The sequence below is a fragment of the Micromonospora sp. NBC_00821 genome, from assembly GCF_036347035.1.
GTDB classification, from domain to species: domain Bacteria; phylum Actinomycetota; class Actinomycetes; order Mycobacteriales; family Micromonosporaceae; genus Micromonospora; species Micromonospora hortensis.
The window spans coordinates 38275-59743 of sequence record NZ_CP108881.1 but is presented as its reverse complement, the minus strand read 5'-3'; the positions used below and the strand labels follow the sequence as shown (position 1 = coordinate 59743).

Sequence of the window (21469 nt, the reverse complement as noted above, 5' to 3'; positions counted from 1 at the left end):
GAGGACGTCGACCAGGGTCAAGGGTGGGCCGCAGGCCCATCGCGCAGCGACGCATCGCGCCCTTGATGCTGGGCGTCGTCCGGCTATCGTCTCCGGCCCCCACGGGGTGGGTTCCTAGTGCGCGCCGTCAGGTGCGCTCGACTCGCCCAACGCCACAGGCCGCGCACACACGACCACCCTCCTTCGTCGAAGCAAGTTGGAGTAAAAGTCTGACTTTTCGTCAGATGGGCCGCGCGGCGGCCGGCCGGAACGCGGCGGGTGGCTCCCGTCGGGAGGGTGGTCGACGTGGCTGATTCACCACAGGTCGGTGTGGTCCGGTTCGGTGCCAGCGAGCGCCGGAGACGTGCTCACAACGACGAGGATCCGCGCGTGCACCGGGTGACCGTGCGGCTGTCTGCGGCGGAGATGGCGGCGGTCGAGGCGAACGCGGCGGCGGCCCGGATGGTCACCTCGGCGTACCTGGCGGAGGCCGGATCGGCGCCGCTCGTACCTGCCCCGGCCGACCCGGACGGGGTCGAGGTGGGGCCGCTGCTGGTCGAGCTGATGGGCGCGCACCGGCAGGTTCGCGGCGCGGCGCACAACCTGAACCAGGCCGTGGCCCGGCTGCATTCCACCGGTGAGCCGGCCGGGGACCTGGCCGCGACGGCGGCGTATCTGGCCCGGGTCGCGGCTCGTGTCGACGAGCTGGTGACCGCGATCGCTGGCGCGCAGACGGGCCGGCGCTGATGATCCCGAAGGTCACCTACGGCGCTCGGGTGCGCGGGCTGCTGGAGTACCTGTGGGGTCCCGGGAAGGCCGAGGAACACGTTAACCCGCACCTGGTCGCCGGGTATGACGACGTGGTGCTGCTCGCTCCGCAGCAGCGCGAACACGACGGCGGGTGGTCGCTGGAGCAGTTGGCGGCACGGCTGGATGCGCCGCAGATCGCCGCTGGTGAGCGCGGGGTGAAGCAGTACGTGTGGCAGTGCTCGCTGAGCCTGCCGGCCCGGGAGGGGCAGCTCGACGACGAGACGTGGGGTCGCATCGCGGGCCGGTTCGTGGCCGAGATGGGCTTCACCGGCGACGCGGAGCGGGTCGGGTGTCGGTGGGTCGCGGTGCGCCACGGCCTGTCGGCCAAGGGCAACGACCACGTGCACCTGGTCGTCACTCTGGCCACCGAGGACGGGGCGCCGGTGTGGTTGCGTCAGGACAAGCGGCGCAGTCAGCAGGTCGCCGACCTCCTGGAGGACGAGTTCGGACTGGGCAAGTGGACGCCCGGCCGCGCCGGCGCGACCCGCCGTCCGGAGCTGACCCGTCCCGAGGTCGACCGGGCCCGGCGTGGCGAGCAGGCACCGGACCGGGAGCTGCTGCGCCGGCAGGTCCGGGCAGCTCTCGCCGGTGCGAACGGCGAAGCCGAGTGGGTGGCCCGGATGAAGGGCGCCGGGCTGCTGGTCGCTGCCCGCACCGCGGCAGAGGACCGCGATCGGGTGGTCGGGTACGCCGTCGCGTTGCGACCCTCGGGGGCCGGTGAGCCACGCTGGTACGCCGGCCGCAGCCTGGACGGCGACCTGAGTTTGATCCAGATTCGCAAGCGGTGGCCCGACACGGAGCGGCCCTCGGCGGGTCAGTGGAAGGCGGCGGATTCTGCGGAATCGCGGCTGCGGGGCGAGGACCGGATGGCGGTGTGGCGGTCGTCCGCGCTCGCGTTGGAGGCGATCAGCGCCCGGCTGGCCAGCGTCGCGCCGGGCTCACCACAGTGGCCGACGGTGGCCAGGGCGAGCGCGGATCTGCTCGCACGAGTCGCGGCGGCGGCCGAGCCTTCGGGGCAAGGACCGGTGACCCGGGCGGCGAATAGCCTGGCCCGCGCGGCGGCACCACCGCGGCGAGCGCCGGCGTCGCCGGCGTCGACGGTCGCCGCCGAGTTGGGCCGGGTCGCTGACGCGCTGCTGGTCGCCGGACACGCCCGCGACGGCGGGGAAGCGGCCGTCCTGCTCGCCGTGGTCATCCAGGCGGCCCGGCTGGTCGTGGCGCTGGCCGAGTTGCGCGCGGCCGAGCAACAGGCACACGCGGCGGGCGCGGCGGCGGCTGCCGCAGCGCATCTGATGCCGCTGCTGCAGGGCGGCGTCCCACAGGTCGAGCAGGGCCTGCCGCCGTCGGAAACCGGTCGAGCGGAGCCGGCGACGCCGGCGCGGGTGCGCGTCGACCCGGCGGTGGAGCGGCAGGCCCAGCGGTGAACAGACGGGAGAGATCGTGGCCGACAACGAGATAGCCGAGTTCCACCAGCGGGCGACCTCGGCGGTGACGGCGGCGATCCAGGCCGCAGGTCAACTGGCACAGGTGCTCATCGACGCCCGCATCGCTCAGCTGCAACGGGCCGCCCGGGTGAGCGAAGAACAAGCCCGGCAGATCCGGGCGCAGACCCGCGCGGCCCAGCAGGCCGACGCGGCGGTGTGGCGGCCGGCGACGCGCCCGACGTGGTGGCGGCAGGCATCACCCGACGACATCGCCCGCGCCTGGCGAGCCAGTTCCGGATGGGCGGCGGTCGACCCACGCGCCCGCCGCGCCCAGCAGATCATCGCCGAACGGTTGGCCGAGCGCGGCGTGCGCGTCGACCCGGAAGCGGGCGGGCGACCGAAAAACGCGGCGTGGCTGTCCGACCAACTCGACCGCGCCGCCGTCGACGACGCACCCGAGCCTCGGCCGGATCCAGCCGACGGCCGGGCGGATCCAGAGGACGGCGGGCGGCGGCGCACCGCGCGGCCACGCCAAGAGGAGATGGCGATCCACGTCAGGGCGGTGTGGTCACCGGAGCGGGCCGAGCGAGTCCTCGGCTCCCCGGCGTGGCCAGCCCTGGCCTACAAGCTCGACCAGTTGGAGCAGGCCGGGCACGACGTCCGTGATTTGCTGCGGCAGGTGCCGGGCTTCGTCGACCGCGCCCACACCCCCGCCGCGTACGCGTTCCGAGTCGTCGATGACTACGCCGCCGACGTCGACCAGACGGCAGGACCTCAGGGGGAGGCAGACTCACAGCCGGCCCCCGAACGCACTGTCACTCTCGAAGGTGAGTGGCGCGACACTGGTGGCGCCGCCGAGGATCACGCCACCAGCGGGGGTCGCTCCGACGCTCGCGCAGCCCACCTCGCCGCCCAGGGGTTTCCATCATCGACCCGGTCCGCCGTCGCCGCGGCGGCGGCCTCGCCGGCGGTCGACGCGCCGCAGCGCCCGGCCGGCCCGGGCGCGCAGGCAGCGCCCGAGGCGGCGCCGGGCCGGTAGCTTGAGCGACTGTCCAGCCTGACCGATCCGAGCGCAGCTAGGTGCCATCGAAGTCCAGGCAGCAGACCCGCACGTCGCCGTGCTCGGGGCTTGCTGGCCGCTGCGGCAGCGGGGTTAGGTGCTGGACGACTCCCCTACCCTGCTCGGGTCCTCTGCGGGGGAGTCGTCGCCCGCCGGATCCCGCTTCTGGGCCGCGAACCATTCCCGCAGTCTTCCCCTGCGATCGGGCTCTGCAACAAGGGTCGCGATTGCGGTGACGATGCCCCCCACTCCGAAGGCGATGATCGCTGCGCCGAGCAGGATCTTGTCGTCGGTCAGGCCCCCGATGCCGATGCCGATGCTCCCCGCCCCGAAGAAGAAGGCCGCTGCGCCGAGCAGGATCTTGCTGTCGGTCAGGAGCGCGATGCCGACGCCGATGAGCCCCGCCCCGAGGACGACGGCCGCAGCACCGAGCAGGATCTTGTCGTCGGTCAGGAACGCGATGCCGATGCCGACGATCGCCATCCCGCAGCCGGTGATCGCTGCGTCGTGCTGGATCTTGCTGTCGGTCAGGACCGCGATGCCGACGCCGATGATCGCCGCCCCGACGAAGAAGGCCGCTGCGCCGAGCAGGATCTTGTCGTCGGTCAGGGACGCGATGCCACCGCCGATGAGCGCCACTCCGAGGGCGATGATCGCTGCGCCGAACAGGATCATGCTGTCGGTCAGGGACGTGATGCCTATGCCGGCGATCGCCATCCCGCAGCCGGTGATCGCTGCGCCAAGCAGGATCTTGTCGTCGGTCAGGAACGCAATGCCACCGCCGATGAGCGCGATCCCGCCACCGACGCCCGCCGCGCCGACCATCAGGGTGACGGCGGTGTCGGTGGTGGTGGTGGTGAGGACGACGGTGACGGTCAGGGCCGTTGCGGTCAGGGTGGCGTAGGCGGCCCAAGGCGCTGGACCGACGACAGCCAAGAGTGCGCCGAGCAGGGCTAGGGCGAGCAGGGTTCGGGTCGTGTGGCGGACCAGGGGTGCGCGGGGTGGCAGCCGGCGCAGCGAGGTGGCCACCGACAGGACCGCGCCGGCGGCTGTCGCGGCGGCGACGCCCCGGTAGCCGACGTCGTTGCTCAGGACGTTGATGCCCATGCCGCCGGCCGCGCCGAGGAACACCCCGGACAGCCGTGTGCGCCAGTCCAAGCGGGTGCTCTGTGTGTCGGTCTCACCCGTGGTGCTCACCCCATCAGCATGACGTGAACGATCGAGCCTGGCCCGGCCGGTCACTTAGGCTCGCCGGCGGTGAACCGTACGGTGGTGAGGATGGCGGTGGACGCGTTCATGCCGCCAGCCCAGGCGACTAGGCCGGCGGTGGGCGGAGCTGGTGTGAGCGAGGTGCGCGGTGCCCAAGTGGCCGCTCGTGCGTTCCCGGCGTCGACCGGGTCCGCTGTCGCGAGCGCCGCAGCGGGACGGAAAGCGGGTACCCAGCAGCCAGCGAGGCCCGCCGCGCCAGGAAGAACCCCTGAGGTGCCGGGTCGGTAGCGAACGTCATCAGCGGGCGATCATGAAGAATCTGTGTACCCGTTTGCCTCTACCCGCTGACCGCACCAGAACCGCTACGATGCTCCGTTGCACTTCTGGTGCGGTCAGCGGGCACACGGTGTCCAAGATCGGCGACGAGACAACCCGGCCTGGAGCGTTCACTGTTGCACCTGGCGCTGCTGTTCGGCAGGCCGGAGAAGGGCCTCCCGCCCGCCATCGACCGTAGGAAGTTGGACGGCGGGCGGGGAGCCCGTACCGATCGGAGAATGACACATGCTCGGCCTTGATGACCAGCACGGTTGGGTCGCCGCCGTCCTGCTGATCACCTTCCCCACCGCGGTGGTGTCGCTCGGCGTCGTCCTGGTGGCGGTCCTGGCCTTGGCCGCCCGGCACCCGCGGACTCGCCGCCACTGCATCGACGTCCTCGCTCAGCTCACCCGGTACGTCGGTGTGCTGCGGAGTAAGCGATGAGCGTCGTGTCGCCGCTGCCGCCGGGCCGCCCTCGGGCGGCCCGGCCGGACCGCGCGGTCATCAACACCCGGCTGCTCAGCGCCTGCGATGGTCCCGAGGGGAGCACCCTCCTGCACGAGGAGGTCGGGCGGAACCTGGAGCACCTCTGGCAGTTCGGCGGCAACCGCGACGGCAAGACCCCCGGGCCCCGCCCCGACTGGATCTTCATCCATCCGGCGTTTGTGATGCAGCAACCCGGCGCCGATCACGGGCCAGCCCTGGCCCGCCTGGTCCCCGCCAAAGGACTGCCGCTTCGCCTGGAGCTGCTCATGCTCTTCGACGCGCAGTGCCGGTACAGCCCTGGGGACCGGGTCCGCATCAACCGCTCGTTCGAGGACGTGGAGACGAACGCGCCGATCAAGAGCTGGCAGAAGGTAGTGCTGTCCGACACCACCTCCAAATACCGGGAGGCCGGCGCACTGCGGGGCCGGCAGATCAAAGAAGCGCTGCGTGTGCTCGACAAGCAGCACCTGGTGGACATCGGCCCGGACAAGAGCCGCCCCGGCCGGCGGGACCTCAACCGGATCACGCTGCTGTCCGAGGCCAGCACCCCGGTCAACCGGCCCAAGTACACCGTGCCGACAGGTGGCGTGTACGTCTCGCGGCACTTCTTCACCAGCCTGTGGGTGTTCGCGCTCACGAACACCGAGATCGCCGTGTTCCTCGCCCTCTCGGCGCGGCGCAGGGCCTTCCCGAGCGCTCACGCCACCTCCGGCGTGTACGTGCTGCAGAAGCACCGCGGCCAGTTCGGGTTGAAGGACAACACCTGGCGCAGCGCTCGCGAGCTGTACACCTACGGCCTGGTAGACCGCGTCCTTGATGCAGAGCGCGACACCCAGAACGGCAGGATCAGCGACTTCGGTGCCCGCTGGACGAAGCGCGAGGTCATGCCGACGCACTTCACCATCGTCGACACCGCGCTGGAGCAGCCGGCCGTAACCACCATCGACCGAGTCCTGAACAACCCCACCGCTGGGGATCAGTGGAGGCAGTGGTTCGGTTGAGCACCACCTGCGGCGGGCGCGACCTACATGAGGTTGGCGACGTCGCTGAGCTGCTATCCGGCTCGATCAACACCGGTAGTCGGCACGCCGCATCGGCCGAGCGTTGGCCAGTGACAGCCTCACCGGACCCGGGGATGCCCCGAGTCCGGTGAGGACCGGCATGGTGACGTTGAGCTTCCTGACAGTGAAGCGGACGCACCAGACCTTGTTACTGAACGCGGCGTAGGCGACCGGCGGGACTCGCCGCCCCTGCGTTGCTGGTGGGCTCTGGGTGTGCGCCGTGGCCGGCGTCGAGTCCACCAAGCTCTTCCTCGCCCAGGTGGACCACCCCGGCGTTGACGACGATCCGGGCAGCTGCCTTGGCGGCGGCCACGCTGAGATGGACGGTGCCGCCGTTGACCACGACGCCCTTGCCGGTGGTGATGGCGGCGGACCCGATATGGACGATGCCGTCGTTGACCACGATCTCGTCCGCGACAGCCGAGAGGTCCATGGGCGCCCGACGTGCTTTGCGGGCGACCATGGCGTTGTGGTTCGCGGCCACCCAGGCAGCGTGGCAGCGTCGAAGGTCGGCATCCGATCCGTTGAGCGCCTTGATCACGTACTGCACCGAGTCCCAGCCGGGCAAGCTGGGTCCGGCGAAGACCCGCGACACGGTGGCTGCGCTGAGACCTGTCTGCGCAGCGAGCCGTCGGACGGAGGGGTTGCCCTGCCGGAAGCGGAGCTGCCTGGCTATGTCACGCAGTTCTTCGTGGTGAGGATCGGTGGACCTGGTGGCCTCGATCATCGCCGTCGTCTCCCGCTGCCCGGGGTCGGACTTCGCCGTGGTGCTCATGCCGCCACCCCACGCCCGTTCGTAGGCCGCTCAGTTCCGGGCGGGCCATCAACGAGCGGGCCGTCCACTGCGGGCGCCGGTTCGGCGGGCGGGATGAAGGTCGCCAGGGGAGGGGGCGGGGCGGTGTTGCGGTCGTTGACAATCCAACCGACCGCGTGGCTGGCGACCACGAAGATGATGACGGTGGCACCGACCGCGGCGAGCGGTTCGTAGCCGAGCCAGATCAGCGTGCCGATCACGATCAGCACGAGAATGAGCACGATGACTCTCCATCGCCAACGGCGATCTTCGAGCCATGGCGTGTGCGACATGGCGTCTCCTTGGGGGAGCCGATCAACAACTCGATCGGTGTCGTTGGGGTTGGTACCCGGGACTTTTCGGAGCCGTGCATATGGAGTTAGAGCCTGCGCTCCCCGACTGGTCGGGGCTGACAGTGCGCAGCGCCTCCACAGCATACTGTGGCGGATCGATAAACGCTTAGCGGCCCCCACTCGGCGACTTCTGCAACCGTCTATTTAAGAGATTGATCCGCATTGTCCGAGAAACGCGAGAGGGTCGAGGAATTGATCTCCTCGACCCTCTTCAGCCGGCGCTCCCGCTGTCAGACAGGGCGCCGCTCACTCCGCCGATCGCCCGGGTACCAACCAGACAACGCCTCGGAGCAGAATCATCCACCGATCTTGGGTGGAGCTCTTCGGCCACCAGTGTCCTCGTCACCCGGGCGTGAGCGTCATGGTTTGAAACAAAAAGAAACATGGTGGTGTCGGGGCGTTGTTTCTGAGACAACCTGTGCGGCTCAGGAGCATGGCGCGGTCCACGACGAGCGACTGCGCGTTTCCACTGTTTCTTGGTGTACCGACGAACATTGCTGAAACATTGACTGGCGGACTTCTTGGTTCTCGCGTGAGGTGGCTCCGTTAGGTGATCGATGTGGACGACTCCATCGTGTTCGCCGGGTCAGCGCGCATGGTCTTGATCGATGGTGGCGTGATGAACGGTCGCCGGGGCTGGCAGGACTGTCGAGCTTGTTGGGACTGCCCGAGTGATCGGAACGAAGGCGGTGGCCGCGACCGCCGCCGCGTCGGCCGTCCGGGAGTCCGACACGCGCGCCTGAGACGCTGGTACCGGGGTGAGCTTGGTCCAGACGAGGTGGGCCAGGCCAGCGCGGAATGCTTCGTCGCCGTGCAGGTCGGCGAGCCGCGCGACGTCGGCAGGGTCGTCGAGCTGGCCGATGGCGGTGGTCATGGCAGCGGCGAAGGCGCTACCGAAGGCGGCCTCGTCGCCGGCGCGGGCGGCGGCTTGGACCTGGTCGACGCGTAGCGCCTGTGTGCCGCAGGCATCGAGCAGCGCCCGGTCGTGCTGGGTGGTGGCAGCGACGATCGTCGCCGGTGTCAGCGGGTCGACCACCTGAGGCTGGTCGGGCTCGCTGCGGTGCTCAACGGGCACGGCGGGCGTCGACGGCGGCGGTGGCGCGTCGTGGACGACCTTGTGTACCGCTTGCCCGGCCACTGTGTAGAGCTGTTGGCGCCAGGCCGGGTCGTCGCACTTGAGCATCACCGCGACGGCCATCTCCGGGTTGCCGGGGTCGGCCAGGGCGTGGGTGAGGGCCTTGTCGAACGGGGCGGCGAAGGCGGACAGATCCGTCGTGCGGGCGGTGTCCTGGACAACGCGGTCGGCGGCGACGTGCTGTATCCGCCGGTCCAGCCAGGTCTGCTCGTCGGGGGTCAGACTCTCGCGGGCCTCGGCCGGCATCCACTCCGCCACGGTGACCGGCACCGCGGGCGGCGCGGCTGAGGCCGGCTGTGGTGGGTGGGCCATCAGGTCCATGACCGCGTTGATAGCGCGCAGCCGGCGGCGGGCGTCGAGTAGCTCATCGCGGCGGGGGAACGGCTGGTCAAGGTGCTCGGCGGCGCGGGCGATCTCCTGTTGCTGAGCGGCGATGCGGGCCTGCACGGTGGCTCGGGCGCCATCGAGGTCGGCGAGCTGGTTTTCCAACCGGCGGACCAGGCCGGTGGGGTCGCCTTCGACGGCGGCGGTGAAGCTGACGGTGGTGGAGGAGTCGGGGATTCCGTCGAATCGCAGCGCGACCAGCATGCCGTCCCGGCCGGCCCAGAACACCGCGTCGACGCGGAAACCGCCGAGCTCGGCCACACCGGTGGCTTCCCGCTGGTCGGTGGAGGCGACGCCTTGACCGGTGGCGGTCAGGGCGAGTTGCAGCGCCCGGCCGGCCTCGGCGCGCTTCGTGAACGGGTGGCCCGCGACGGTCATGGCGAACTTGTCGCCGCGGGTGTCACGGCGGCGGGCGATCGCGGCGTCGAGGACATCGACGCGGCGGCTGTCCTTGGTGATCCACGCCTTGAGGTCGCCGATCTGCCGGCGTAGCGAATGCTGGGTGTGGTGGTGGGCGCGGTCGGCGCGTTCCAGGCGGGTGAGGTCCTGGGCGACTTCCTCTCGGTCCATCAGCAGGGGGTTGCCGGTGGCGATGGCCTTGATCTGGTGGGCTTGCAGGGTCTCGTCGCTGACGTCCTCGATCTCCCGGGCCGAGGTGCCGCGCATGATCTGGTCGATGAAGGTGCCCTTGCGGGCCACGGTCTGCCAGGAGAACGCGTCGAAGCTGCCGGCGACGACGTAGCGGAAGATTTCGACCTCGGGGTTTTGGTTGCCCTGGCGGAGGATGCGGCCTTCGCGTTGGGTGACGTCGGCCGGCCGCCATGGGCAGTCGAGGTGATGCAGCGCGATCGCGCGGGCCTGCACGTTGGTGCCGACGCCCATCTTGGCGGTGGAGCCGATCAGTACGGCGACGTCGCCGGTACGGCACGCGCTGAACAGCGAGGCCTTCTTCGCGTCGGTGTCGGCCTCGTGGATGTAGCGGATCTTCTCCCGGGGCATCCCTTGGTCGACCAGCAGGTCGGCGAGGGCGTCGTAGGCGTTCCACTTCTCGGGGTTCGGGGTGCTCTGGTCGCAGAAGACGAGCTGCAGGGCACCCGGCGTGGGGTGCGGCACCGGCGTGTCGGCATCGGGGTTGACCAGGTAGGCGTTGTCGCGGGTGTCGCGCCAGATCGCGGCGATGCGCTGCGCGGCAGCGTCGATCTTGCCGGGGGTGTCCTGGTGGAGGCCGATCAGGCGCAGGTCCAGCGACGCGGCGCGGGCCTCACCCGAGACCTTGAGCATGTTGTCGACGGTGGGGTCGACCCTGCGGTTGCGGATGTCCTCGACCCGATCGTCCAGCCCGGAGATGAAGTCCACCAGCTCGGGCGCCGGGTCGAGGGTGACGATGTGCGGGGCGCGTTCGCCGTCCTCGCGCTGGGCCAGCACCGGGGTGGGCAGGGCCAGGTCCTCAGGCGTGCGGACGTCGCCGTAGGTCCGCATCATCAGCGACAGCTCGGGCACGTTGGCGTACTTGGCCAGGCGGGCGCGCATCTGGAAGCCCTGCCCGGTGGGAGACACCTCGATCGCGGTGACGACCTTGGCGAAGGTGGACGCCCAGGTGTCGAAGTCGGTGGTGCCGGTGGCCGTCAGTAGGTCCGGTCGGAGCTGGCGGGTCACCACGTACAACTCACGCACGCTGTTGGCGATGGGGGTGGCGGTGGCCCCGCACACCACCCGCATGCCGCGCTCGCGGCGCAGGTAGGACAGCTTCATGCGGAAGTCGACCGCCCGGTCGGAGCCGTCGTTGCCGGCGTCGGGGATGGAGCTGGTGATGGTGTCGTTCTTCAGCTCGTGCAGCTCGTCGCGGTAGACGAAGTCGATGCCGGTCTGCTCGAAGGTGACGCCCGGGTCCTTGACCTTGTCGAGCTTCTCCTTGATCCGCTGCTCTTTGCGCAGCAACGCCTTCTGCAACCGTTTCACGCTGCTGGACTGCCGGGTGCTCTCACCGTCGGCGATGGCCCGTTCCCCGGCGCGGACGATCTTGTCGCGCAGCTCTTCCAGCTCATCGTCGAGGAAGCGGCGCTGCTCGTCGGGCGACAGTGACAGCCGCTCGAAGAACGAGGCGGCCATGATGATCGCGTCCCAGTCGCCGGTGGCGCAGCGGGCCACGAACCGGCGCCGCCGGTCGGTGCTCATGTCGTCGCGGCCGGCGGCCAGCAGCCGCGCTCGGGGGTAGATCTGCAGGAACTCGCGGCTGAACTGCTCCAGCATGTGGTTGGGCACGACGATCGCCGGCTTGTTGACCAGGCCGAGGCGGCGCTGTTCCATCGCCGAGATGGCCATCACCGCGGTCTTGCCCGCCCCGACCGCGTGGAACAGCCCGACGGCGGGCTCGGCCACGATCCGGGCCACCGCTTCCACCTGGTGCGGGCGGGGTGTGAAGCCCACGGCGATGCCGGGCAGGGACCGGGTCACCCCGACGTAGCTGCGCGGCACGGTGGCGTTGAACATCTCGTTGTAGCGGGTGGCGACCTGCTCGGCCCGGTCCGGGTCCTCCCACACCCACGCCCCGAAGCGTTCCTCCAGTTCGATCGCCTTGGCCTGCGCCGCAGCGGTGGCCTCCACATCCAGGGCGCGTTTGCCGTCCTCGATCTCGACGAACACCCGGATCGGGGTCTTGGTCAGCAGTCGCTGCGCCAGGTCCGGCGCGGCCATGCCCGGCGTACCCCAGGTGGAGCGGGACAGGACGCCGCTGCGGGAGCCACGGACCCGCCAGTCGGATCCGCCGGTGTGCTCCACCCGCAGGCCCGGGTCGCGCAGTGTCTCCTGCAGGAACTGCTCCACGATGGGGGCCGGCAGGAACGGGGCGCCGAACGCGGCGTCGATCTCCCCGGGTCCGAGGTCGCGGGGGATCACGCGTTGCAGAGCCCGCACGTTGGTCTCGAAGCGCTGGTCCGCTTCGGTGGCGGCCTGGGCGTCGCGCAGCTTGACGCGCACGTTGCCCGACAGGTACTCGGGGGCCTCCACCAGGCGGCCCGAGGCGGGCTCGTCGTAGACCAGGTCGCCGAGTGCGGCGCGGGCCTCCGGCTCGCTGACGCCGAGCAGGCGGGCCACCTCGGGCAGTCGGACCTCGCCGTGGGTGTCGACGCAGATGGCCAGGGCGTCGGCCGGGGTGTCCGCGCCGAGCTGCGGGGCGCGGGGCAGGATCACCCGCCGGGCGAAGATGTCAGCCTTGGTCGCGGTCTGGTTGGCGTCGTCGAAGTGCTCCAACGCGAACACGGTGGCGGCGTGCGGGTCGACCTGCCGGAACTTGCCCATCGGCGGGTTGATCCTGGCCATCTTCGGCTCGCCGGTCTCCGGATCCAGGCGACCGGTGGGGCGCAGCGTGTACCGGTTGAGCGGCCCGTGGACGGCCACGTAGGCGTCGTACCGGTCGTTGAGCTGGGCGCGCAGCGCCGCCGGTGAGCCCTCCCGGGCGGGGCCGCCGTGCTCGTCGCCGTCGTCGACGGTGGCGGCTTCCGCGGACAGCAGGGCGGTCACGGTGTCGCGCAGCCCGAGCAGCGCACGCAGCTCGTCGGCCTGGGTGGCCGGGGCCTCGTGCGGCACCACCTGCCCGTCGGCGACGGTGGTGAAGGTGCCGTCGTCCAGGGCCTCGATGTGGCCCTCGGCGCGGTCAGTCGGCGCGAGCACCGCCAGCGGCGCCTGCTGCAGGTCCTGCTCAGCGCGGGCCGTCATGGTCAGCCCCTCGCGTCGGGCCTCGTCGACGACGTCGCGCAGCACCCGGGCCAGGTCCTCGGCCGTGTCGCCGGTCGCGCGCACGACCAGCTCGCCATCGCGGTTCATGCCCCGGGTCAGGATCATCTCGCCGAGCACCCGCTCCGGGCGGTCGGCGAAGTAGTCGTTGATGTGATCGGGCTGCTCAGCGTCGGTGTCGAGATCGAGTTGGCGGGTCTTCTCCCACGTCATCGGGGACGGTTCCCGGTCGGGTTCGCGGCGGCGCAGGATCAGCAGGTCGGTGATGGCCTGCGTCCCGGCGGCGGCCCGGTGCGCGTTCGACGGCAGGCGTACCGCGGCGACCAGGTCGGCCAGCGCGGCCATCTCCCGCCGCGCTGCCGGGTGCCGGGCGTCCATAGTGAAGCGAGAGGTCAGCACCGCGACCAGGCCGCCGGGCCGGGTCAGATGCAGGCTCTTGATGATGAAGTGGTTGTGCATCGAATGCCGGGCCGGGTTGTGCCGCCGGTCGACCAGCGGCATCTTCGCGAACGGCACGTTGCCCACGGCCAGGTCGAACGCGCCGGACGGGGCCCGGGTGTCGGCGAAGCTCTCGGCGCGGATCTCCGCGTGCGGGTACAGGGCGGCGGCGATACCAGCGGTCACCGGGTCCAGCTCCACACCGACCATCCGCGCGGTATCCGGGGCCAGGCCGATGAAGTTGCCGGATCCGCAGCCCGGTTCCAGCACCGTCCCGCCGTCGAAGCCGAGCTCCCGCACGGCGTCCCAGATCGCCCGCACGTACGCGACGTCGGTGTAGTACGCGCTCAGGGTCGTCAGTTCGGCGGCGGCGTATTCAGCCGGCGACAGCAGCTCCCGCAGCTCGGCGCGCTGCTCGGCGAGCCGGACGAAGTCGGGGTGGTTGGTGCGGGACTCAAACACCCCCGGCACCGCGCCCCAACTCGCCCACCGCCCCAACTTGGCCTGCTCCTGCGCGGTCGCCGGCCGACCGGCGGACTGGATCTCGCGCAGGGTTCGCAGCGCCGTGAGGTTCGCCCGCAGCTTGGCCATCTCGCCGGCGGGCGCCAGGTCCTGCTGGCCGGCCGGGCGGAACGATTCCACGGCATCAACCACCGCGGCGGCCGGCGCGGGGTCGACCGTGGTCGGTTCGTCGTCGCTGGGCTCGACCGCGCCAGCGGCGGCCGGGTCGGCTACCGGGCTGGCATCACCGGGTTGTCCTCGTCGTCCTGGTCGTCCTCTTCCTCCGCTACCCGCTGCCACCACGGGTCGCTCGGGTCCTCCACCAGCGGCGTCCACCCCGGACCGGCCGCTGGCGTCGGTGCGGTCGACGGCTGGGGCGGCGGGCTGTCCGTCGCCGGGTCGACGAGGATCAGCTCGGGCAGAATCTCTTCCTCGGCCATCTGCTTCGCCGCGGTCAGCCGACCCAGCTTGCCGAGGTACCCCTCGTCCGGCTGGTCCGGACCGGCCAACTCCCGGGTCCGCTGCTCGATCGCCGTCGCTGCCTGCTCCCCCAAAGTCGAGAAGAAGCTGCTCGGGTCCGGAATGGTCGCGTACCTCTGGGGCAGGTACGTCTGCCAGTGCTTCTGGGCCTGTGCCCCGTAGTGGTTCATCGGTTTCCTCCGCGCCCTGGTCGTCCTGGTCATCTGCGGTGGGCGTGTCGGCGGTGTCCACCTTGCCCTGGTCGACCACGGGCGGGGCGTGCGCCGCCGCCGCGCCATCCAGCACGGCCGGTGCGGGCGCGGGCACGTCGAGCGCCGGTGACGCCGGCGGTAGGTCGGTGGCCACGGGCGCGGGGTCCAGACGCTGGGCGACATACGTCTCCAACGCGGCGATGTCCACCCCGCTCGCGCCGACCTGGTAGCGCAGCATCGAGCGTGCCGACCGGGCGACACCGGCCCGACCGGCCGGCGTCTGGTAGGTCCGCGCCGCCCAATCAACCCGCGCGGTGATGACCGCTTCCAGCAGCGGGCGGGGCTGGTCCTGGGGGCGAGGGCCGACCGCCCGCAGCGCCCCGGCGCCACTCGGGTGGGTCTGCACTGCCGGTGCGAGCAGGTGATAGGCGCGCTCCGCCGCGCGCCGGCCGGCATCTCCCGTGGCGATGGCCACCGTGACACCGGCGGTCACCTCGGTCTGTTCGGTCAGCACGGCGACCTGGCCCGGCGTCAGCGTCGGCCCGCACGGCGCCACCACCACCGGGGCGTCCTCGCCGGCCGTCGCGGACCGGGCGATCGCCTCCAACGCCGTGGCGGCCACGACCACCGGGCGGCCGGACCGCTCAGGCTGCTCGGCGAGGCCGACTAGCACGTCGGCGGGCCGGTGGATCGCGGTGGCCGGGCCGTGCAGCACCGGCGGCACCGAGGCGTCAGCGCCGGGCGGGGCGTAGCCGACGAAGCTCACCACCGCGTGTGGTGGCCGGTGCTCACGCACCCCGACCATCACCCGGTCCTGGAACCGGTCGACCAGGTGCCCGCCCCGGCCGGTTGACGCCAAACCAGACGCAAGGATCTCCACATCGGTGAAGCCCGTCCGGCGTAGCTCGTTGACCAGCGCCGTCGGCCGGCCCGGCGCGTAACCCAGCACCCACCGGCCATCCATCGGCACGCCCTGCCCGGCCAGCCACCGGCGCGGCCCGGCCCCATCCGGCCCGTCAAGCTGCTCCCGATAGAAGCGGGCCGCCGTCTCCTGCGCGGCCAACAGTCGGTCCTGCTCGGCCGAGGTCGTTGCGCGTGACGCGGTGGGTCGCGGTGTGACCTGGGCGTGCAGTGACGCCGCGCGCAGGGCCAGCGCCGCCGCCCGATCGCCAGCCGCGTCGACGCGCTCGGCGACCTCAGCGGAAACCAGGCCGGGCTGCTCCGGCGTCGTCATGATGCCCGCTCGTCGTCGGGCTCACCCGCTGTCAGCACCCCTTGGGCACGCAGCCGCTCGAACAGCCGCTGGTGGTACTCCAGCGTGGACGTGAGTTGGTCAATCTGGTCCTGCAAGCCTGCGATGGTGCCCTCCACAGCGCCCGGCTGGGAACGCTGCGCAGATTCGTCGGTCATCGAGCCCCCGTAGTGATCGACTGCAAGCCCACGGTAGTCAGCCCCGCACGCCTCGTCGAGGGCATCCCGGCTGACCAGCCCAGCCTCATCCAGTCGCCTGTCCGTACCGGCCAGGCGGGAGGCGACACCTAACGAGCGAGGGCGAGCACCGCGAACGGTGCTCGCCCTCAAGGTGAAGCTCGTTCTCCTCGCTAGACCACCCAGGGGCCGAAGCCCAGGACGATCAGCACCACGACGACGATCTGGATCACCACGGCCTTCGGGGCACGCAGCGATAGGCGCAGCTCAGTCACCTTTTCACACCTCCTCCCAACATCTGACTCATCGCGGGGATGGCCAATTCCGGTGGTACGTCCGGGGCGGGTGCAACCGCGATCCGGGCGTCGGATACCGCCGGAGCCGGGCTCATCGTACGTGCCGGGTCGAATCCCGGTCAATTCAGGTCACGCCCCAGGCGGGCACTTCACGAACTGAATCCCGACGACCTTCTCGGTAGTGAGGTTGCAGGTTTTGCAGGGTTTGCAGGGTTCCCTCGGCGAGCGAAGCGTGTAAACGTTGTCCGGATGCTCCGAACACCTTTACAGCTCGACGTCTCCGGCCCTACGAGTGGACCACCGTCCAGCTTCGGTCGGGCCGACTGAATCTAGGTTGAAGCAGAGATACCGCAGGTCAACGCCGGGTGCCATCCTGTCGGAACCGCATAATATGGTTCCATGCTCCTCGGTTCAGGCGATGTTGTCGAACTGTAAGTTCTGCCGTTTAGGCGGATCGATGTATCAGGTGTGGTACATGGCTCAACTAAACGAACTCGCTATGCATGGAAATGCTCATCGGTAGTTGCCGATTTACCAGAGGTGGCGCGGAGTGGCTTGGCTTTGGAAGTGTCATCCACCGATGAGTGACCGTCCAGGACTCTGGACGAGTAAATTAGAAGGCTGGAGAATATATCCTGATTCTATAATCAGGATCCGAGGTTATTAAGTCAATGCGGCTTGCTAGTTCAGTCCTTGTTGTGTCAGAATCAGTACGACAGGAAGTCGGCCGCCACGGCCTGTGACCTGCGACGAAGCTCCCCAACGGTCTGCCTCACGCGGGGATGGCCAATGGGTTGATGGCTCCTCCGGTGCAACGGAGGAGCCATCTTTTTTGGCCCTGTTCGATGCTCGTCGGCCCGCCTTAGCGAGGCCAGCAGATCGCCGTCCTCCGAGCGTGCATGCACTGCTACGCGCTGCTAGCGAAGGTCATTTCCAGGACTGGTGGACCTGCTGCGTGGTGGCCCAGGACGGCTGTGACAACTGCCGTTTTCAGTGGGAGCCCGATGAGTTCTAGGTGCCAGGCTCGGATATCCCTGTGACATCCGGGCAGGTGTGTCGCAGGGCGCCGATGCGTATGAGCCCGACGTGGGGAAGTGTTGGCTGCGCGACAGAAACCTCGATGGCTCTTCATCATCGACTTTCGGAACCCCTTCCTGTGGGCTATGGCTATCGGTCGCTCAGTGTCGCCGTGGCCAGGGCTCGTGTCCTCTCACGACCGTGGCGTCTCGCGTATGGGCCAGGAGGACGCCACGTGTTCAGTGAGCCCAGCTGCCGTCCTCGGCTGGCTCGCAGACGCGCGTGGTCGTGGGGGGCTCTGGTGGTGGACTTGAAGACGCTGTTCGGGCGGCCGGGACGGAGCTCCGGACCGAAGCGCCTCGACCGGCCACCTGTCGGATGCCGCTGGTGGGCCCTGCACGAGCGAGCCAGGGTGTCGGCGTACACAGGGCGCCACAGGGACGATCTCGTGGCCGAGGGGTTGACGAAGTGCGCGATGTGGCAGGGTCGCCGGGTTGGCCGAAGGCCCTTGGTCCTGTGTCGAAGGACGTCCGAGATTTCGATTAAAGCTGGCAGCACGCAGGGCATTTGGGATTTCCGAAAGCCCTACGGGGCTGAAGGGCCGCCGGCAAGCCGGCGATCAGGAAGGCGCTACGCGCCATCTCCTCTAAGCGCGGCCTCAGCTTGCCACGGCCCCACTCCCGGTCAAGGGGACGCAAAACATCTTGGCTGAGGGACGCCAAGATCTTTTGCTCTTCGCCCCTTGACCGCGAGCCTCGGGGGCCGCGACGGCGCCGAGAAGCGTGGCGGACGGGCCGCCACCACGCCAATCGGCCGCGCCAAACCCACCCGCCTCTTCAGGTCACCGGTGGGCGCGCAGAAGGAGAACCACGATGACGATCAGCCGCCCCGCCCAGCTCGCCCCCGTCCGCGTCGGTCGCGGGAAGGCCGTGCACCTGGGCAGCCTGAGCAGCATCACCGGGCCCGACGGCAGCCCTCGCTACGTCGCCTCCTGGTGCGGTGCCAGCGGTCGCGGCGACGACGTCCGCGCCGGCGAGGCGATCACCGACCCCATCGACTGCCGCACCTGCCTGCGCACCCAGCCGCGCCCCATCGAGCTGATCAACGCCGGCCTGACCGGTGAACCCACCACCCTGCCCCACACCGGCCTCGTCGTCCCCCACACCAAGCTGCGCGTCACCGACGTCCGGCGCGTCCCCGGCACCGGCGGAACCCGCGCCCGGCTCATGCTCGGCGAGCACTTCATCGGCTACATCAGCAGCAGCGTGCACTTCCAGCCCATCGGCGGCGCCTGGATCGACACCACCGACCTCGCCGGCTACGCGGCGGACTGCCGCACCGCCGCCGGGAAGACCCTCAACGTCCGCGACGTGCTCGGCACCCTGATCCGCGAGCACGAGGCCGCAGACCATCGGCACGCCATCCCGGCTGCCGAGTTCGACCACAACAACGAGTGCGTCGGCTGCGGCACCGCCGGCCACGACGAGCCGTGTGATCCGACCTGCCCCTTCATTACCGGCACGTTCGGTCCGGCCGTCACCCTGCGCGCCGCCGCCGGCCGCCTGACGCAGCACCCCGGCAAGATCGGCTACCTAGTTCGTAGCGCGATCCGTGCCGCTGCCCGGCACCTCACCGGCAGCCCTCGCTGCTACGACCTCGCCGAGGCGACCATCAGCGTGCTCGGGGACCACCTCACCGAGCAGGCAGACCCGGCATTCAAGCAGATGACCGGCGGGGAGTTGATCACCTGGCACGGCCAGTGCGCCCCCCTGAGCACCATCACCGGTGCCCTGTACGCCGCTGCGGCCCGATACGACGGCAGCGACTTCGACCCGACCGAAGACTTCGCCGCTCTCCCGGCGTAGACGCGAAGCGGGCCGACCCCGAACGTGGGTCGGCCCGCCGTCAACTCTCGCCCGTCATCGAGCAGCCCGCCGCTGGCCAGCGGTGCGCCTTGGTGATCACGGGCACCAGGCCGCCACCGGACCACAGCCAACGCGGGCGATCACCATGACCAGCAGCCACCGGGCCGACGCCCACACCATCCTCGCCACCGCCACCCCGGCCACCCACCGCCCACTGCTGGCCTGGGCCGTCGGGATCACCGCCTGCGGGCACGCCATCGACCCCCTGACCTACTGGCGCACCCGAGACGCCAGCCGATTCGCCCCTGATTACACCGGACGGACACTGCCCGCCGGCCGGATGCTCCGCCTCACCCGGGCACGGATCGAGATCACCGACGGGGGCTTGCACCAACCGCTGCGGTTGGCCTGGACCGACCTCGGCAACGTCCTCGACAGCGGCCGGATTACCGACGAGCTGATCTGGCGCTGCGAGCAGGCCGTCATTGCCTGGCGCGACCACCCAGGCGGATTCCGTGGTGCCGGCTGGAACGACGTCGTCGACGGCTGCTCCCGAGCCGGAGAGGCCGTGTGGACAGCGTGCCGGCCGGCCGACCCCGGTGAGCAGCTCGACCTGTTCGCCCTGACCATCTGAGGCGTGGTCAACGGCGCACGGCTGCGATAGTCAGATCGCGATGACCGGGCCGCCGCCAGCGATGCCGCCGTACAACCCGGGCTGACCGGTCAGGACGTGACAGCCCAGGTCGATGGCGGCCAGCACCGCGCTGGCCGCATCGACCCGGCCCACCGTGTCCAGGGTGACCGCGAGAGCGCGCCAACTGTCCGGCTCCGGGCTGAGCACCTCGGCGGCGCGGTGAGTGACGAGCAGCGCCAAGCGGTCCTGGTCGGCGACGACCCGGGCCGCCTCGGCCAGACACAGCACCGGCAACCCGAACACGGAGCCCTCTTCGTCGGCGACCTCGGCGATGACCTCGCCGACGTCGATCGACTCACGGCAAAACGCGATGATCGCGGACGCGTCGAGGATGACCCTGACGGTCGGGTCGGTCACGCGGCGCGGGCCGGCAGGCCCAGCTGCTCGCGGGCCTCCGCCTCAAGCGCCGGCGTCCACCGGGCGCGAGCGTCGTCCAGGCGGTGCCGGGCACGCGCCCGGCCTTCCTCGGTCACGACGATGCCAGCCGCAGCGAGCATCGCCGTGGTGTCGGTGGCGGTGTCCGGATCCTGGTCGGCCATCTTTACAGAATACCCCTGGCCAGCCCAGATACCCATGGCCAGACCAGCAGCCACCAACAACTCTGTGAGGCTGCCGTGTCAGGTGTGATCAGCGGCGAGCCTGATTGATCACCGCACCCGGCCTGGCGACCATCAGCGGAAGAACCCGGCAACGCCCGTCGATCCAGTCCCGGGTCACCGGGCACAACCAGCCGGCCACCTCGATCGCGGTAGCGCGTAGGTCGGCAACCGGCCGGTTGAACATCGGCTCGTGGTGAGCCATCCGATTGCGGGCCTCATGGAGTCGACCCACGGCGCTGTGCACCGTGCGACGGCGCTGACCAGGAAAAACCCGGTGCAAGCACCCACGCCACAGCGTGGCGTCGTAGCGGGTGGCCAGGAGGAACCGCCAGAAGCCGAGGTTCAGCTCGGCAATCACCCGCCCGGGTGCCTCGGAGCGGCCGTCGCGGGTCGCGCGGCCACGCGCCTTGGCGACGTCCCGGCGGGCCTCGTCGGTCAGCACCGCGCCCGGATCGAGATACCAGCTGGGATCGGCGAAGCGCCGTCGTGACCATGCCGTCAGCTCCTCATGCAGAGCGTTGCGCAGCAGGATCTCCAGATGCCCCAGCGTCGTGCCGAGCGCGGCCGAGATCTCGGCGTTCCATTCGTACAGCGCCATAGCGGCGGCCAGGTCCCCGCCGCACGCCGCCCGGTACGGCGCCAAGCGTTCCGGGGACCACCGCCGTTCCAGCGTCGCCAGCTCAGACGCGCCCACCGAAACTCCTCTTTCGCCGACCGAGCTGGGCAACCGCGCTATGCTTGCCCAGAAGACCCCGGCCAGCCTCTGCCCCTCGCGGGTATGCAGCCGGGGTTTTGACTTGTCCAGGGCCCTACACGGAGGCGGCGGCCAGCCGCGTGTCCGAGGCAGCTGGGTCCAGCGCACGCAGCATCACCGGCACATCCAGCACCTGCAGGTACGCGTAGTGCGGGCTGCCGTTCGACCGGTCGAGTGAGGTCATACCTCGCAGTGCGCGGGAGGCCGGGTGTTGGAGGTCCGCTGCGGCCTGCCACAGCATGGCCGCGACCTGGTGCGGATCAGGGCCCGTGCGCCACTCGATCTTCCAGGTCTGGTCCGCGCTCCACCATCGGAGCGCCGTCATCTCGCCGAGAACACCGATGAGGGCTAGGGCGTGCATGACGCGGCCCAGCGCCGCGAAGTACCGCTCAGGCTGATGAAACTCACTGGCAGGCTGACTCGTCATGCCCTGCTCAACGACCAAGCCCGCCGTCCGGCGAGCGC

General features: G+C 70.3%; 16 protein-coding genes. 7 read left to right on the top strand and 9 right to left on the bottom strand.

The annotated features are described in order from the left end of the window. The first annotated feature begins 285 nt into the window (after positions 1 to 285). Genes OHB44_RS33310 through OHB44_RS33300 form a run of 3 tightly spaced genes read left to right on the top strand, consistent with a single transcriptional unit; the run spans position 286 to position 3252 of the window. Positions 286 to 726 (top strand): plasmid mobilization protein, encoded by a 441-nt coding sequence (locus OHB44_RS33310; RefSeq protein ID WP_330441324.1) that lies wholly within the window; start codon positions 286 to 288, stop codon positions 724 to 726. Beyond that, entirely contained in the window at positions 726 to 2213 is a 1488-nt protein-coding gene (locus OHB44_RS33305; protein ID WP_330441323.1) for a relaxase/mobilization nuclease domain-containing protein, read from the top strand. The genes OHB44_RS33310 and OHB44_RS33305 overlap by 1 nt, the downstream gene beginning before the upstream one ends. 16 nt (positions 2214 to 2229) lie before the next feature. Beyond that, positions 2230 to 3252 carry a hypothetical protein gene (locus tag OHB44_RS33300; RefSeq protein WP_330441322.1) on the top strand — a complete coding sequence of 341 codons (1023 nt, stop codon included), beginning with the start codon at positions 2230 to 2232 and terminating at the stop codon, positions 3250 to 3252. A gap of 114 nt (positions 3253 to 3366) precedes the next feature. On the opposite strand, the gene OHB44_RS33295 is transcribed toward OHB44_RS33300, so the two are convergent. Continuing rightward, entirely contained in the window at positions 3367 to 4515 is a 1149-nt protein-coding gene (locus OHB44_RS33295) for a hypothetical protein (protein WP_330441321.1), read from the bottom strand. Positions 4516 to 5043: 528 nt separating this feature from the next. Between OHB44_RS33295 and OHB44_RS33290 the strand changes: the two genes are divergently transcribed. Continuing rightward, positions 5044 to 5241 (top strand): hypothetical protein, encoded by a 198-nt coding sequence (locus OHB44_RS33290; RefSeq protein WP_330441320.1) that lies wholly within the window; start codon positions 5044 to 5046, stop codon positions 5239 to 5241. After that, positions 5238 to 6284, top strand: coding sequence for a hypothetical protein (locus tag OHB44_RS33285; protein ID WP_330441319.1), 1047 nt, complete (start codon positions 5238 to 5240; stop codon positions 6282 to 6284). Before OHB44_RS33290 ends, OHB44_RS33285 begins: the two co-directional genes overlap by 4 nt. 208 nt (positions 6285 to 6492) lie before the next feature. On the opposite strand, the gene OHB44_RS33280 is transcribed toward OHB44_RS33285, so the two are convergent. The 4 genes from OHB44_RS33280 to OHB44_RS33265 all read right to left on the bottom strand — a co-directional run bounded on the left by OHB44_RS33280 (position 6493) and on the right by OHB44_RS33265 (position 15761). Continuing rightward, complete coding sequence (locus OHB44_RS33280) at positions 6493 to 7119, bottom strand: helix-turn-helix transcriptional regulator (protein ID WP_330441318.1); 627 nt, start codon at positions 7117 to 7119, stop codon at positions 6493 to 6495. Next, the gene (locus OHB44_RS33275) at positions 7116 to 7379 is read right to left on the bottom strand and encodes a hypothetical protein (RefSeq protein WP_330441317.1); all 264 of its coding nucleotides are present in this window, start codon (positions 7377 to 7379) and stop codon (positions 7116 to 7118) included. The genes OHB44_RS33280 and OHB44_RS33275 overlap by 4 nt, the downstream gene beginning before the upstream one ends. 697 nt (positions 7380 to 8076) lie before the next feature. Next, on the bottom strand, positions 8077 to 15585 hold the full coding sequence (locus OHB44_RS33270) for a helicase (protein WP_330441316.1): 7509 nt from the start codon (positions 15583 to 15585) through the stop codon (positions 8077 to 8079). Next, positions 15582 to 15761 (bottom strand): hypothetical protein, encoded by a 180-nt coding sequence (locus tag OHB44_RS33265; RefSeq protein ID WP_330441315.1) that lies wholly within the window; start codon positions 15759 to 15761, stop codon positions 15582 to 15584. Before OHB44_RS33265 ends, OHB44_RS33270 begins: the two co-directional genes overlap by 4 nt. A 2203-nt stretch (positions 15762 to 17964) precedes the next feature. Here OHB44_RS33265 and OHB44_RS33260 point away from each other — a divergent pair. After that, positions 17965 to 18957, top strand: a complete 993-nt coding sequence (locus OHB44_RS33260) for a hypothetical protein (RefSeq protein WP_330441314.1) — start codon at positions 17965 to 17967, stop codon at positions 18955 to 18957. A gap of 145 nt (positions 18958 to 19102) precedes the next feature. After that, positions 19103 to 19591, top strand: coding sequence for a hypothetical protein (locus tag OHB44_RS33255; RefSeq protein WP_330441313.1), 489 nt, complete (start codon positions 19103 to 19105; stop codon positions 19589 to 19591). Positions 19592 to 19621: 30 nt separating this feature from the next. Here the strand turns inward: OHB44_RS33255 and OHB44_RS33250 are convergent, their stop codons facing one another. The 4 genes from OHB44_RS33250 to OHB44_RS33235 all read right to left on the bottom strand — a co-directional run bounded on the left by OHB44_RS33250 (position 19622) and on the right by OHB44_RS33235 (position 21431). Then, complete coding sequence (locus OHB44_RS33250) at positions 19622 to 20008, bottom strand: hypothetical protein (protein ID WP_330441312.1); 387 nt, start codon at positions 20006 to 20008, stop codon at positions 19622 to 19624. Beyond that, positions 20005 to 20190, bottom strand: coding sequence for a hypothetical protein (locus OHB44_RS33245; RefSeq protein WP_112583568.1), 186 nt, complete (start codon positions 20188 to 20190; stop codon positions 20005 to 20007). The genes OHB44_RS33250 and OHB44_RS33245 overlap by 4 nt, the downstream gene beginning before the upstream one ends. Before the next feature lie 88 nt (positions 20191 to 20278). After that, the gene (locus OHB44_RS33240) at positions 20279 to 20944 is read right to left on the bottom strand and encodes a hypothetical protein (protein WP_330441311.1); all 666 of its coding nucleotides are present in this window, start codon (positions 20942 to 20944) and stop codon (positions 20279 to 20281) included. Between the two features lie 115 nt (positions 20945 to 21059). Continuing rightward, the gene (locus OHB44_RS33235; RefSeq protein WP_330441373.1) at positions 21060 to 21431 is read right to left on the bottom strand and encodes a hypothetical protein; all 372 of its coding nucleotides are present in this window, start codon (positions 21429 to 21431) and stop codon (positions 21060 to 21062) included. Positions 21432 to 21469: the final 38 nt, after the last annotated feature.

Bases quoted from the DNA above. Each gene is read 5' to 3' on its own strand.
- OHB44_RS33305 (WP_330441323.1), top strand. From the start codon at position 726: ATGATCCCGAAGGTCACCTACGGCGCTCGGGTGCGCGGGCTGCTGGAG.
- OHB44_RS33290 (WP_330441320.1), top strand. From the start codon at position 5,044: ATGCTCGGCCTTGATGACCAGCACGGTTGGGTCGCCGCCGTCCTGCTG.
- OHB44_RS33285 (WP_330441319.1), top strand. From the start codon at position 5,238: ATGAGCGTCGTGTCGCCGCTGCCGCCGGGCCGCCCTCGGGCGGCCCGG.
- OHB44_RS33280 (WP_330441318.1), bottom strand. From the start codon at position 7,119: ATGAGCACCACGGCGAAGTCCGACCCCGGGCAGCGGGAGACGACGGCG.
- OHB44_RS33270 (WP_330441316.1), bottom strand. From the start codon at position 15,585: ATGACGACGCCGGAGCAGCCCGGCCTGGTTTCCGCTGAGGTCGCCGAG.
- OHB44_RS33265 (WP_330441315.1), bottom strand. From the start codon at position 15,761: ATGACCGACGAATCTGCGCAGCGTTCCCAGCCGGGCGCTGTGGAGGGC.
- OHB44_RS33260 (WP_330441314.1), top strand. From the start codon at position 17,965: ATGACGATCAGCCGCCCCGCCCAGCTCGCCCCCGTCCGCGTCGGTCGC.
- OHB44_RS33255 (WP_330441313.1), top strand. From the start codon at position 19,103: ATGACCAGCAGCCACCGGGCCGACGCCCACACCATCCTCGCCACCGCC.
- OHB44_RS33245 (WP_112583568.1), bottom strand. From the start codon at position 20,190: ATGGCCGACCAGGATCCGGACACCGCCACCGACACCACGGCGATGCTC.
- OHB44_RS33235 (WP_330441373.1), bottom strand. From the start codon at position 21,431: ATGACGAGTCAGCCTGCCAGTGAGTTTCATCAGCCTGAGCGGTACTTC.